Source organism: Massilia sp. GER05, assembly GCF_052056005.1.
GTDB lineage: Bacteria > Pseudomonadota > Gammaproteobacteria > Burkholderiales > Burkholderiaceae_D > Telluria > Telluria orientalis.
On record NZ_CP178858.1, the window covers coordinates 6868823 to 6883126 of the forward strand.

Sequence of the window (14304 nt, forward strand, 5' to 3'; positions counted from 1 at the left end):
CGGGAATATGTACGGTTGCGCACACTGTGCGAGGACCGTAATCTCAACCGACGTCGTCCCCGCGGAGGCGGGGACCCAAGTTTGCATGCATTACGGCACGCTTAAAACTTGGGGGGATAGCGCCGGGGGCGCTATCCCGCCTTCGCAGGGGCGACGGTTCTATTTTTCCGACTGAATCCACTTCTCCACCTGCGCCTGCAGGATCGGCAACGGCAACGTCCCATCCCCCAGCACCACCTCGTGGAATTTCGCGAAGGTGAACTTCGGCCCCAGCGCCTTCTGCGCCCGCGCGCGCAGGTCGAGGATCTTCAGCGCGCCCACCTTGTACGCCAGCGCCTGGCCCGGCCACACCATGTAGCGCTCGATCTGGTTCGCCGCGCGCGCCTCGCTGTAGCCCAGGTTGTCCATCATGTACTTGACCGCCCGCTCGCGCGACCAGCCCTGCGCATGCATGCCCGTGTCGACGACGAGGCGCACGGCGCGCAGCAGTTCGTCGTTCAGGTGGCCGTAATACGCGGACGGATCGTCGTACAGGCCGAAGTGGCGGCCCAGCGTCTCGCAGTACAGCGCCCAGCCTTCCGTGTAGGCGGCGGCGCTCGGGTGCTCGGTGAAGAACTTGCGGAAATCCGGCAGCGGCAATTCCTTCAGCAGCGCCGCGTGCAGGTGGTGGCCCGGCACGCCCTCGTGCAGCAACAAGCTCGTCATGCCGACCGTGCTGTACTCCTTCGGGTCGTTGACGACGGCCCAGAACACGCCGGGATGCGAACCGTCGGCGGCGACGGGCGTGTAGTGGTCGGACGCCGTGGCGCGCGTCAGTTCCGGTTCCAGCTGGATGTCCAGCTTCGCCTTCGGCAGCAGGCTGAAATACTGCGGCAGCTTCGCTTCGACGACGCCGTAGATGGCACGGTAGCGCTCCAGCACCTCCTGGTCGGTCTTGAACGGCTTGAAGCGCGGCTGCGCGGCCACCCATTGCGGGAACGTGTTCAGCGGGCCGTCGTAGCCCAGCTTCGGCGCCAGGGTCGCCATCTGCTGCTGGATGCGCGCCACTTCCTTCTCGCCCAGCGCGTGGATCTCGGCCGGCGTCAGGTCGAGGTTCGTGTTGTTGCGGATGCGGGCCTGGTACCACGCGGCGCCATCCGGCAGCGCGCCAAAGCCGGCCGTCGTGCGGCCCGCGGGCAGGTAGTCCTTCTCGAGGTAAGTGTTCAGGCGCGCGAGCGCGGCGTCGATCTTTTGCGCGGCCTGGCGGTAGCCGGCCGTGAGCGATTTTTTATCGGCGTCGGAGAAGCCGGCCGGCAGGTTCCTGATGGGCGTGTAGAAGATGCTCGCTTCCGCGTCGCGCGCGGCCAGCTGGCGGAACTGCGGCAGCATCTTGGCCGTGATCGCCTTCGGCTGCACGACGCCCTTTTTCACGCCCTCTTTCATGTTGGCGATGGCCTGGTCGATCCATGCCGGCAGCTGCTCCAGGCGCGACAGGTACGCGCGGTACTGGGCCGGCGTCGCCAGCGGCTGCGAGCCCGTGCCGCTCGCGTAATTGGCCAGGTTGCTCGGGATGTTGTCGAAGTGGTTCAGCGGCAGCAGGTGCTCGGGAAAACGCGCGAGGTCGAGCTGGGCGCGGATCTCGAAGGCGAGGATGTCGTAGTTCAGGCGCGCCTTCTCCGACAGGTGCGCCTTGTCGATTTTCTGCAGGTCGTCCAGCAGCCTGTGATTCTGCGACATATAGCGGGCGCGCACCTTCGGGTCGATCGCCATGCCGATCTGGTCGTCGTAGCGGCTGTCGCCGTTCGCGGTCGCGTACAGCAGCGGGTCGAAGCGGGCGCGCGCATCGTAGAATCTCGCAGCGATGCGGTCGACCTGGCGTTCGGCCGACGACGCGGATACGGTAGTTGCGGCAGCCTGGGCGGACAGGATGGGTGCGCCGGCCGACAGCAAAGCCGCGAGGATGGCGGCATTGAGAGTGCGGTTCATGGGTCTCCTTTGTGAGGTTGTAGCTTGACAGCATACTACGGGGAACCCCTCGATTGCCGGATCGACCACACCTCCCCATTTTGGCGCAAATACGCACCGCAACGGTGCTTGTGCACGCTTGCGGGGCAACCCATCCGGCATGCCCACCGGGAGTGCGCCTCTTCACCAAATTGGAACGTTTATTGCTATCCAGAAGTGCAATCAGACCAACTTGCACTTTTTTGGAGTACGCATGGATGCATTCAAAAGCGGAGCGGACGCGCTCTTCATCTTGCTCGGCGGGATCATGATCCTGGCGATGCACGCCGGCTTCGCCTTTCTGGAACTGGGCACGGTACGCCGCAAGAACCAGGTCAACGCCCTGGTAAAAATCCTGATCGACTTCGCCGTTTCCACCATCGCCTACTTCTTCGTCGGCTATGGCATCGCCTACGGCATCCACTTCATGGGCGCCACCAGCACCCTCGTCGCCAAGAACGGCTACGAGCTGGTGAAGTTCTTCTTCCTGCTGACGTTCGCCGCCGCGATCCCCGCCATCATCTCGGGCGGTATCGCCGAACGCGCCAAGTTCCACCCGCAGATGGCCGCGACCGCCCTGCTCGTGGGCCTCGTCTATCCGCTGTTCGAAGGCATCGCCTGGAACAACCGCTTCGGCATCCAGGACTGGCTGACGGCCACCTTCGGCGCGGCGTTCCACGACTTCGCCGGTTCCGTCGTCGTGCACGCCGTCGGCGGCTGGGCCGCGCTGCCGGCCGTGCTGCTGCTGGGCGCGCGCCGCGGCCGCTATACCAAGGATGGCCGCATCTCGGCGCACCCGCCGTCGAACATCCCGTTCCTCGCGCTGGGCGCGTGGATCCTCACGGTCGGCTGGTTCGGCTTCAACGTGATGAGCGCGCAGACGCTGGACAAGATGAACGGCCTCGTCGCCGTCAACTCGCTGATGGCCCTCACGGGCGGCACCCTGACCGCCTTCGTGCTGGGCAAGAACGACCCGGGCTTCGTCTACAACGGCCCGCTGGCCGGCCTCGTCGCCGTGTGCGCGGGCTCGGACCTGATGCATCCGATGGGCGCTCTGGTGACGGGCGCGATCGCGGGCGCGATCTTCGTCGTGATGTTCACGCTGGCGCAGAACCGCTGGAAGATCGACGACGTGCTGGGCGTGTGGCCCCTGCACGGCCTGTGCGGCGCGTGGGGCGGCATCGCGGCCGGCATCTTCGGCAGCCAGGCGCTGGGAGGGCTCGGCGGCGTGTCGCTCGCGTCGCAGATCGTCGGCACCCTGCTGGGCGTCGCCATCGCCGGCATCGGCGGCATTATCGTCTACGGGTTGTTGAAGGCGACCGTCGGGCTGCGCCTGGACGCCGAACAGGAATTCGACGGCGCCGACCTGGCCATCCACCGCATCAGCGCCACGCCGGAACGCGAAACCACGTTCCAGTAGGCGCGCCAAATAAGGTCACGCTTCGCGCGCGGTGGCGACGAGGCGCCGGATCGCGGCCGCCAGCGCCGCCGGCTCCACGGGCTTGGCGAGATAGTCGGTAAAACCGGCCTGCAGCGCCTTGGCGCGGTCGTCCTGGCGCGTAAACGCCGTCAACGCGATGGCGGGAACGTCCGCCGTGGCCGCGCGCCGGCGGATGCGCCGCATCAGTTCAAAGCCGTCGACTTCGGGCATGCCGACGTCGCTGACGATCACGTCCGGCACCTCGCGCTCCAGCAGGGCCAGCGCGGCGCTGGCGCCCGGCGCCGTCATCGTGGCGGCGCCGCTGTACGACAGGATCTGTTCCAGCACGTCGAGCGTATCCGGCGCGTCGTCGATCACGAGCACCCGCACGCCGGACAGGTCGGCCAGGTCGTCCGCGCCCGTCAGCGCCATCGGAAGCACGCCCGTTCCCGGCAACGTGACGGCGCTCGGGCGCGCCAGCGGCAGGCGCACGGTGAACGTGGTGCCCGTGTGCACGCCGGCGCTGTCCACGGCGATCGTCCCGCCGTGCAGTTCGACGAGCTGCCGCGCGATCGACAACCCCAATCCCAGGCCGCCGTGCTGGCGCGAGATCGACGCATCCTGCTGGCGGAAGCGGTCGAACACGTACGGGAGGAAGTCCCGCGCGATGCCGATGCCCGAATCGATCACGCGGATCACGGCGTCGTTGCCGTCGCGCCCCAGCAGCACCTGCACGCTGCCGCCCGTTGGCGTGAACTTGACCGCGTTCGCCAGCAGATTCCACAGCACCTGCTGCAGCCGGCCCGGATCGGCGCGCACTTCGAGCGGCAACATGCCCGGCTCGCGTCCCAGGTCGGCGCGCAGGGCGATCATCTTGGCCGCGGCGGCCGGGTGCACGGTGCCCAGCGCCGCCTCGATGATGCGGGACGGGTCGACCGTCTGCACGTCCAGGCGCACGGTGCCGGAAATGATGCGGCTCATGTCGAGCAGGTCGTCGATCAGCTTGCCCTGGGCGCGCGCGTTGCGCTCGATCGTCTCCAGGGCCCGTATCATGGTCGCCTCGTCCTTCACGCCCCGCTGCAGCATGCCGGCCCAGCCGAGGATCGCGTTCAGCGGCGTGCGCAGCTCGTGCGACAGGGTGGCGAGGAATTCGTCCTTCAATGCCGACAGGCGCTCGGCTTCGTCGCGCGCGACGCGCTCGCGCTCCAGCAGGTGCTGGCGCTCGGCGGACGTGGCCTGCGACATGGCGAGGATGCGCGCGTTCGCTTCCAGCCGCGCGTCGAACACGGACGCGATGAGGGCCAGGCCCAGCACGCAGAACGTGGCCAGCACGACGAGCGTGGCGAGGCTGTCGCGATGCACGCCGACGCGCGCGGCCATGCACACGCTGTCGGCCGGGAAGTTCGCGGCCGCCATGCCCGTGTAATGCATGCCGACGATGGCGCAGCCCATCACGACGGCGGCGCCGATGCGCGGCACCCACACGTTCTGGCGTGCTGCGGCGCAGCCGGAGCGCGATCCACAGCGCAAGCGCCGACGCGCCCACGGCGATCAGCACCGAGAGCGCGAACAACAGCGGGTCGTACACGATCCCGGGCTGCATGCGCATGGCGGCCATGCCCGTGTAATGCATCGCATTGATGCCGGCGCCCATGATGACGGCACTGACGCCCAGGCGCACCGGGCCGAGGTTGGCGCGGCTCACCTGCCACAGCGCGAGGCCGGACGCGGCGATCGGCAGCACCAGCGAGACGAGGGTGATGGGGATGTCGAAAGCGATCGGGATCGGGAGGCGGAACGCCAGCATCCCGACGAAGTGCATGGCCCAGATCCCGGATCCCATCGCGATCGCGCCGCCCAGCATCCAGGCGAATTTCGTCCGCCCGGTCGCTTCCGCCACCCTGCCCGCGAGGCTGAGGGCGGAATACGACGCGACGATCGCGACAAGGATCGAAATCAGGACGAGCGGGGTTTCATAGTATCCGGTCAGCATCGTCGGTCAGACGCGTGCCGCCCGGCGGGCGGCTTCGGACCACAGTATGCTACCGGCGCGTGCGATCGGCCAGAATAGTAACAAGAAATTGCACTTTGTTACTTTTGAGCAACAAGCTCACCGGCCTCCGACGTGGAAACGACGCCGGCCCGTTCCAGCATCGCGTGCAGCAGCACGTTGCAGCCGGCTTCCAGGTGGCCGGGCTGGGCATCCTCGATCTCGTTGTGGCTGATGCCGTCCTTGCACGGCACGAAGATCATGCCGGCGGGCGCCAGCCGCGCGACGTAGATCGCGTCGTGGCCGGCGCCGGACACCACGTCCATCGTCGAATAGCCCAGCCGTTCCGTCGCGGCGCGCACGGCGCCCACGCAATCCGGGTGGAACGGGCAAGGCGGGTAGTACGACACGCGCTGCAGGTCGATGGCCAGGCCCGTCTCGCGCCGCGTGCGCTCGACGAATGCCTCGATCTCGCCGTGCATCGTGTTCAGCAGCTCGTCGGTGACGTTGCGCAGGTCGATGCTGAACTTGACCTGGCCGGGGATCACGTTGCGGCTGTTGGGGAACACCTGGACCATGCCCACGGTGCCGCGGCCATACGGCGGGTAGCGGTTGGCGATGGCGACCGTCTCCTGCATGATGGCCGTCGCGACCTGCAGCGCGTCGCGCCGCAGATGCATCGGCGTGGGGCCCGCGTGCGCTTCCATCCCGGTCACGGTGCAGTCGTACCACGACAGGCCCATCACGGCGGGCACGACGCCGATCACCCTGTTCGCGTCTTCCAGCACGGGGCCCTGCTCGATGTGGGCTTCGAAATACGCGCCGATCGGGTGGTCGCCGGGTGTCTGCCCGCCCCGGTAGCCGATCCGGTCGAGTTCCTCGCCGACGGATTTGCCGTCGACGTCGCGCGCCGCATACGCCGTCTCCAGGCTGAACGCGCCGCAGAACACGCCGGAGCCCATCATGACGGGCACGAAGCGCGAGCCTTCCTCGTTGGTCCAGAACACGACCTCGATCGGCGCCTCCGTGCGGATGCCGCGCTCGTTCAGCGTGCGCACGACTTCGAGGCCGGCGAGCACGCCGTAGTTGCCGTCGAACTTGCCGCCGGTCGGCTGGGTGTCGATGTGGCTGCCCGTGACGATGGGCGGCAAGTCCGGGTTCGTCCCTTCCCGGCGCATGAACACGTTGCCGATCTTGTCGACAGTGACTGACAGCCCCTCGGCCTTCGCCCACTGGACGACGAGGTCGCGGCCCTGGCGGTCGAGGTCCGTCAGGGCGAGGCGCTTCACGCCGCCCTTCGCGGTGGCGCCGATTTGCGCCAGTTCCATCAGGGAGTGCCACAGGCGGGTGCCGTTGATGCGCAGGTCGTTCATCTTGTTCTCCAGTTGGTGCTTGCATCACCGTCGTCCTCGCGAAAGCGGGGACCCATGCTGAGTGTGCGATTTGGTGGCGTCAACCATGCACGCAGGCTCAGTATGGATTCCCGCTTCCGCGGGAATGACGTGCGTAGCGTTCAAATAGTGCTGGTGAAAGCCGGCCGCTCCACATATCGCCCGGCCCCACGCTCCGCCCGCAAATCCCCATTCGCATACACGAGCTTCCCGGCCGCCACCGTGTGCGTGGGAATCCCGCGCACCGTGCGCCCTTCGAACACGTTGAAGTCGCCCTTCGAATGCTGCGTCGCGGCCGACAGCGTGCGCGTCCCTTGCGGGTCCCACACGACGACGTCGGCATCCGCCCCAACGGACACGGAACCCTTGCGCGGATAGATATTAAAAATCTGGGCCGCATTGGTCGACGTCACGCGCACGAATTCGGACGGCGTCAAACGTCCCGTGTTCACGCCCGCGTCCCACACGACGGCCATGCGTTCCTCGACGCCACCGCAGCCGTTCGGGATGCGCGTGAAATCGTCCGCGCCCATTCCCTTCTGGCCGGCGCAGAACGTGCAGTGGTCGGTCGCCGTCGTGTGCAGGTTGCCGCCCTGGAGGCCTTGCCACAGCGCCGTCTGGTGGTGGCTGGAGCGGAACGGGGGACTCATCACGTAGGCGCGCGCGACTTCGGGATCCGCGTGGCGGTAGACGCTGTCGTCGATGACGAGGTGGCCCGCCAGCGCCTCGCCGTACACGCGCTGGCCGCGTGCGCGGGCGCGCGTGATGGCCTCCAGCGATTCGGCGCACGACACGTGCACGATGTAGACGGGCGTGCCGAGCACATTCGCGATGGCGATCGCGCGGTTGGCCGCTTCGGCTTCCACTTCCGGTGGGCGCGACAGCGGATGCGCTTCCGCCCCGCGGATGCCCTTCGCCAGCAGTTCGCGCTGCAACTGGTAGACCAGCTCCCCGTTCTCCGCGTGCACGGTCGGGATCGCGCCCAGTTCGAGCGCGCGCCGGAAGCTTTTCACCAGCGTCTCGTCGTCGGCCATGATGGCGTTCTTGTACGCCATGAAGTGCTTGAAGCTGTTCACGCCGTGGCGCTCGACGAGCGTGCCCATGTCTTCGTGCACCGTGTCGTCCCACCACGTGACGGCGACGTGGAACGTGTAGTCGGCCGCCGCCTTTTCCGCCCAGCCGCGCCACGTCTGGAATGCGTCCATCAGGCGTTGTTTCGGGTCGGGGATGACGAAGTCGATGATCGTCGTCGTGCCGCCCGCGAGGCCCGCCGCCGTGCCGGTGTAAAAATCATCGGCGGTGACGGTGCCCATGAACGGCAGCTGCATATGCGTGTGCGGGTCGATCCCGCCCGGCATCACGTACTGGCCGCCGGCATCGATCACTTCCGCGTGCGCGGGCGCCTCCAGGTTCTCGCCCACGGCGACGATCTTGTCGCCTTCGCACAGCACATCGGCACGAAATGCACGGTCGGCGTTCACCACCGTACCACCGCGTATCAACAGGGTCATTGACGTCTCCTCGGGTCAATCGAGCGAACGGGCCGGATGCAGCGCCGGCGCCGCCCTGCCCTTCATCATGAGGCCGTACACGACCGCGGAAATCGCGATCCCGACGAACCACGCATAGGTGTACAGGGTTTTGAACACGGCGCCCACGTCCGGGAACGAGTCCGGAAACGCCGCGTTCATGAAGCCCGGGATGTTCGGCAGCACGCCGGCGACGAAGGCAACGATCGCGGCCATGTTCCAGCCGCTTGGGGTAAATCCATTCTGGTAGCCATAGATGCCGTCGTCCTTGTACAGGTGGTCGACCGCGAGTTCCGTGCGGCGGATCAGGTAGTAATCGATGATCAGCACGCCCGCGATGGGTCCCAGCAGCGCGGAATAGCCGATCAGCCACGTGAAGATATAGCCCTGCGTCGACTCCAGGATCTTCCACGGCATCATCGCGAGCGCGATGCCGGCCGTGATGTAGCCGCCCGTGCGGTACGAGATGTGGCGCGGCGCCAGCGCGGAAAAGTCGTAGGCCGGGCCGACGAGGTTGGCGGCCAGGTTGACGCTGACCGTGTCGACCAGCAGAACAATCAACGCGATCAGCACTGCGGCGCCCGTCATGCGGCTGGCCAGGTCGACCGGGTCCCACAACGCCTTGCCGTACAGGACGACGGTGGCCGACGTGACGATGACGGCCAATGCAGCCAGCAACCCCATCGGCACGGGCAGGCCGACGGACTGGCCCAGGATCTGGTCGCGCTGCGTCCGCGCGAAGCGGGTGAAGTCGGGGATGTTCAGTGCGAGCGTGGCCCAGAAGCCGACCATCGCCGTCAGCGACGGCCAGAACGTGGACCAGAACTGGCCGGCCTTCTTGCCGCCTTCGACGAACTGCGACGGCGCGTCCAGCAGCGGGCCGAAGCCGCCCGCTTTCTGGTAGACCCAGCCGAGCAGCACGAAGCAGATCGCGATCTTCAGCGGCGCCGTGTACGTCTCCAGCTTGCGGATCGCATCCATGCCGTGCACGATGAAATAGAACTGGATCGCCCAGAACGCGAGGAAGCACAGCAGCTGCGCGCCGTTGATGCCCAGGCCGGCGAGCCTGGCGCCGCCGATCTCGTGCCCGGCCAGCACGCCCAGCAGCGTGTAGATCATGCTGCCGCCGAACCACGTCTGGATGCCGTACCAGCCGCACGCGACGATGGCGCGCATCAGCGCCGGCAGCCGCGCCCCGCGCGTGCCGAACGCGGCGCGCGCCAGCACGGCGTACGGGATGCCATATTTCGTGCCGGCGTGGCCGATCAGCAGCATCGGCAGCAGCACGATGGCGTTCGCGAGGAACACGGTGAACACGGCCTGGTACGCGGACATGCCGGCCTCGATCAGGCTGGCGGACAGCGTATAGGCCGGGATGCACATCACCATGCCGACCCACAGGGCGGCGAAGTGATACCAGCGCCACGTGCGCTGCGCGGCGCTCGTCGGCGCGAGGTCTTCGTTCCAGAGATCCTGGTTCATTGCGGGATCGGTGCTCATCGGGGCGGTCTCCGTCGGTTTCGTTCAATGCACCATATTAGCAAGACGTAGGGTGGGCGGCCCTCCGCCCACGCATAACGCCAACGAACCGCAAACGTTACGCGTGGGCACGGCCAACGACACGCAAACGTTACGCGTGGGCACGGCCAACGACATACAAACGTTACGCGTGGGCACGGCCAACGACATGCAAACGTTACGCGTGGGCACGGGGTGCCCACCCTACGCCTGCGGATTGCGGGGATCCTGCGTCCAGTTCATGTACGGCTTGCCCGTCTGCTGCGGCACCATCGTGATGCAGCTCTCGACCGGACAGGTGATCTCGCACAGGTTGCAGCCCACGCATTCCTGGTCGATCACCTCGTACTTGCGCGCATTCCCGTCGACCAGCCGCGCGATGGCCTGGTGCGACGTGTCCTCGCACGCCACGTGGCAGCGGCCGCACTGGATGCACTTGTCCTGGTCGATGTGCGCGATGACCTGGTAATTCATGTCCAGGTATTTCCAGTCCGTCGTGTTCGGCACGGCCTTGCGCGAGAACGCGGCGATGTTGTCGTAGCCCTTCGAATCCATCCAGCGCGACAGCCCGTCCTTCATCTCCTCGACGATGCGGAAGCCATGCAGCATCGCGGCCGTGCACACCTGCACCGAGCCGGCGCCCAGCGCGATGAACTCGGCCGCGTCGCGCCAGTTGCCGATGCCGCCGATGCCGGAGATCGGCAAGCCTTTCGTCACCGGATCGCGCGCGATCTCGGCCACCATGTTCAGCGCGATGGGTTTGACGGCCGTGCCGCAATAGCCGCCGTGCGTGCTCGCGTTGCCGACTGCGGGGAACGCGACCATGCGGTCCAGGTCCAGGTGCGTGATCGAATTGATCGTGTTGATCAGCGAGACGGCATCCGCCCCACCCGCCAGCGCCGCCCGCGCGGGTGCGCGCACGTCCGTGATGTTGGGCGTCAGCTTGACGATCACCGGCAGCCGCGTGTACGTCTTGCACCAGCGCGTAACCTGCTCGATCAGGTCCGGCTGCTGGCCCACCGCGGCGCCCATGCCGCGCTCGGGCATGCCGTGCGGGCAGCCGAAGTTCAGTTCGATGCCGTCCGCGCCCGTCGCCTCGACGAGCGGCAGGATCTCGCGCCACGGCGCTTCCTCGCACGGCAGCATCATCGACACGACCAGCGCCCGGTCCGACCACGCCTTCTTGACCGCGGTGATCTCGCGCAGGTTGATCTCGAGGCTGCGGTCCGTGATCAGCTCGATGTTGTTGAAGCCGATGACCTCGCGGTTCTTCCCGTGCAGCGCGGAGTAGCGCGACGACACGTTGACGGCCGGCGGATCCTCGCCCAGCGTCTTCCACACGACGCCGCCCCACCCCGCCTCGAAGGCGCGCACGACGTTATAGGCCTTGTCGGTCGGCGGTGCGGACGCCAGCCAGAAAGGGTTCGGCGACTTGATGCCGCAGAAATCGATGCTCAGGTCGGCCATCATGCCTCCGCTTTGGAAAGGATGTCGTCATGGATCGCCAGCGCGGCCAGCTTGCCGTGCTGGACGGCCTGCACCGTCAGGTCCTGCCCCGGCGCCACGCAGTCGCCGCCCGCGTACACGCCCGGCAGCTTGGTGCGGAACCGCGCATCGACGTGGATCTTGTCGCCTTCCCGCTCCAGTTCGCGCGCGAGCAGGTCGGACAGGGAGTCTCCGTCCATGTGCTGGCCGATGGCCTTGAACACGGCATCTGCCGCGATGTCGATGAACGCCCCCGTGCCGGCAAGGCGGCCGTCCTCCAGCCGCGTTTCTTCGAAGCGCATGCCGCGCACGCGTCCCGCGGCGTCGAGCAGGATCTCGTGCGGTGCGGCCCACGTGCGGATGCGCACGCCATTCGTCTTCGCGATCTCGATCTCGTGGCCGGTCGCGCTCATCGCGTCGAATCCGCGGCGGTACACGAGCGTGACCTCGTCCGCGCCGAGCCGCCCGATCTGCACGGCCATGTCGACGGCCGTGTTGCCGGCCCCGATCACGATGGCCCGCTTCGGCACCGGCAGCGCCGCGAGGTCCGCGGCCTGGCGCAACGTGGCGATGTAGTCGACGGCGGCCGCGAGGCCCGGCGCGTCCTCGCCCGTGAGGCCGAGGCGGCGGCTCGCACCCAGGCCCAGGCCGAGGAACACGGCGTCGTAGCGCGTGTGCAGGTCCTGCAAATGCAGGTTGCCGCCCAGGATGCGGCCGTACTGGATCTCGATGCCGCCGATGGACAGCAAGAAGTCGACCTCGCGCTGGGCGAAGTCGCCCGGCAGCTTGTACTTGGCGATGCCGTATTCGTTCAGGCCACCGGCCTTGTCGCGCGCTTCGAACACGACGACGTCATGGCCCAGCATCGCGAGCCGGTGCGCGCACGACAGCCCGGCCGGGCCGGCGCCGACGACGGCGATCGTCCTGCCGGTCGACGGCGCGCGCTGGAACGGATGATCGGCGAAGTGCGCGTTGTCGATGGCGTGACGCTGCAGCAGGCCGATCTTCACGGGCTGGCCTTCGGCGTCGTTGTTGCGCACGCAGGCGTCCTCGCACAGGATCTCCGTCGGGCACACGCGCGAACAGCTGCCGCCGAAGATGTTCTGCTTGAGGATGTTGACGGCGGCGCCTTCCACGTTGCCGTCGTGGATGTTGCGGATGAAGCTCGCGACGTCGATGCCCGTCGGGCAGGCGCGCGTACAGGGCGCGTCATAACAGTACAGGCAGCGGGCGCTTTCGATGGCGGCCTGGCGGGTCGTCAGTGCCGGCGCCAGGTCCGTGAAGCGCTCGGACAGGGCACCGTGCGTGCCGGCGGCGGGGGGCAGGTGGTGGAGTGACTCGATCATGAAGCATCCCTTCTTTTCGTAGTGACTCAAAAAAACCACCGTCGCTCCCGCGCAGGCGGGAGCCCAAGTTGAGTGCGTCGTCGAGATGCGTGCAACCTGGGTCCCTGCCTTCGCAGGGACGACGTATCAACGGATCGTGTCCGTCATTTCATCTGCGGGAACGCGAACTCCACCCCGCTGCTCGCCGTATTCGGCCACCTTTGCATGACCGCCTTGTGCCGCGTATAAAACCGCACACCCTCCGGCCCGTACGCGTGATGGTCGCCGAACAGGCTTTTCTTCCACCCGCCGAAGCTGTTGAACGCCATCGGCACCGGCAGCGGCACGTTCACCCCAACCATCCCGACCTGCACCTGACGCACGAATTCGCGCGCCACGCCGCCGTCGCGGGTGAACACGGCCACGCCGTTGCCGTATTCGTTGCGGTTGATGAGGGCCAAAGCACTCCCGACGTCCGGCAGGCGCACGACGCACAGCACGGGGCCGAAGATTTCTTCCTTGTAGATGGACATCGACGGCGTCACGTGGTCGAACAGGGTGCCGCCCACGAAGAAGCCGTTGGCGCGCTCCGGCACCTTGAAGCCGCGGCCGTCGACGACCAGCGTCGCGCCCTGCTCCACGCCTTCGCCGATCAGCTTTTCGATGCGCTGCTTGGCCGCCTGCGTGACCACGGGCCCCATCTCCGCGCCATCCGCCATGCCGTCCGCGATCTTCAGGGCACGCGTGCGCTCGGCCAGCCGGGCCACGAGCGCATCGCCCGCGTCGCCGATCGCCACGGCCACCGAGATCGCCATGCAGCGCTCGCCCGCCGAGCCGTACGCAGCGCCGATGAGTGCATCGACCGCCATGTCCATGTCGGCATCGGGCATCACGACCATGTGGTTCTTCGCGCCGCCCAGCGCCTGCACGCGCTTGCCGGCTGCGCTGCCGCGGGCGTAGATGTATTCCGCGATCGGCGTCGAGCCCACGAAGCTGACGGCCTGGATGTCCGGGTGGTCGAGCAGCGCGTCGACCGCGCCTTTGTCGCCCTGGACGACGTTGAACACGCCGTCCGGCAGCCCCGCCTCCTTCAGCAGCCGCGCATGCAGCAGCGACGGCGACGGATCCCGTTCGGACGGTTTCAGGATGAACGTGTTGCCGCACGCGATGGCGACGGGGAACATCCACATCGGCACCATCACGGGGAAGTTGAACGGCGTGATGCCCGCGACGACGCCCAGCGGCTGGCGCATCGACCACGCGTCGATGCCGCGCGCGATCTGGTCCGTGAACTCGCCCTTGAGCATCTGCGGGATGCCCACCGCGAACTCGACGACTTCGATGCCGCGTGCGACTTCGCCACGTGCGTCGGCGAACGTCTTGCCGTGTTCGCGCACGATCATCGCCGCGAATTCATCGGTATGCTTCTGGCACAGTTGCAGGTAGTTGAACAGCACGCGGGCGCGGGCCAGCGGCGGTGTCGCGGCCCAGGCGGGGAATGCGGCGCTGGCCGCTGCCACGGCAGCCGCGACGTCCTCGATGCTCGCCAGCGCCACGCGCGCGCAGGGCTCGCCCAGCGCGGGGTTGTAGACGTCCGCGTAGCGTCCGCCGGACCCTTCGGCGACGCTGCCGCCGATGTAGTGATTGATCGTCTCCATGTTCT

9 protein-coding genes and 1 pseudogene are annotated in these 14304 nt (G+C 67.4%); 1 reads left to right on the plus strand and 9 read right to left on the minus strand.

The window, feature by feature from the left end:
* Window positions 1-159: 159 nt before the first annotated feature.
* Window positions 160-1965 (minus strand): DUF885 domain-containing protein, encoded by a 1806-nt coding sequence (locus ACL58G_RS30235; RefSeq protein WP_440964141.1) that lies wholly within the window; start codon window positions 1963-1965, stop codon window positions 160-162.
* A 232-nt stretch (window positions 1966-2197) separates the two neighbouring features.
* On the opposite strand from ACL58G_RS30235, the gene ACL58G_RS30240 reads away from it, so the two are divergent.
* Window positions 2198-3403 (plus strand): ammonium transporter, encoded by a 1206-nt coding sequence (locus ACL58G_RS30240; protein WP_413338323.1) that lies wholly within the window; start codon window positions 2198-2200, stop codon window positions 3401-3403.
* Window positions 3404-3418: 15 nt separating this feature from the next.
* On the opposite strand, the gene ACL58G_RS30245 is transcribed toward ACL58G_RS30240, so the two are convergent.
* From ACL58G_RS30245 to ACL58G_RS30280, 8 genes and pseudogenes are all read right to left on the minus strand, one after another.
* On the minus strand, window positions 3419-4933 hold the full coding sequence (locus tag ACL58G_RS30245; protein ID WP_440964143.1) for an ATP-binding protein: 1515 nt from the start codon (window positions 4931-4933) through the stop codon (window positions 3419-3421).
* A 10-nt stretch (window positions 4934-4943) separates the two neighbouring features.
* Window positions 4944-5396: pseudogene (locus ACL58G_RS30250) on the minus strand (MHYT domain-containing protein); the annotation flags it as partial.
* Between the two features lie 98 nt (window positions 5397-5494).
* Window positions 5495-6766 (minus strand): Zn-dependent hydrolase, encoded by a 1272-nt coding sequence (locus tag ACL58G_RS30255; RefSeq protein ID WP_440964145.1) that lies wholly within the window; start codon window positions 6764-6766, stop codon window positions 5495-5497.
* 140 nt (window positions 6767-6906) lie between these two features.
* Entirely contained in the window at window positions 6907-8295 is a 1389-nt protein-coding gene (gene hydA, locus ACL58G_RS30260; protein ID WP_440964147.1) for a dihydropyrimidinase, read from the minus strand.
* Window positions 8296-8310: 15 nt separating this feature from the next.
* Window positions 8311-9813: an NCS1 family nucleobase:cation symporter-1 gene (locus tag ACL58G_RS30265; protein WP_440964149.1), complete on the minus strand. Its 1503-nt coding sequence runs from the start codon at window positions 9811-9813 to the stop codon at window positions 8311-8313.
* A 222-nt stretch (window positions 9814-10035) separates the two neighbouring features.
* Window positions 10036-11298 (minus strand): NAD-dependent dihydropyrimidine dehydrogenase subunit PreA, encoded by a 1263-nt coding sequence (preA, locus tag ACL58G_RS30270; protein WP_440968167.1) that lies wholly within the window; start codon window positions 11296-11298, stop codon window positions 10036-10038.
* On the minus strand, window positions 11298-12662 hold the full coding sequence (locus ACL58G_RS30275; RefSeq protein WP_440964151.1) for an NAD(P)-dependent oxidoreductase: 1365 nt from the start codon (window positions 12660-12662) through the stop codon (window positions 11298-11300). The genes preA and ACL58G_RS30275 overlap by 1 nt, the downstream gene beginning before the upstream one ends.
* 143 nt (window positions 12663-12805) lie before the next feature.
* Window positions 12806-14299 carry a CoA-acylating methylmalonate-semialdehyde dehydrogenase gene (locus tag ACL58G_RS30280; protein WP_413386989.1) on the minus strand — a complete coding sequence of 498 codons (1494 nt, stop codon included), beginning with the start codon at window positions 14297-14299 and terminating at the stop codon, window positions 12806-12808.
* Window positions 14300-14304 lie beyond the last annotated feature (5 nt).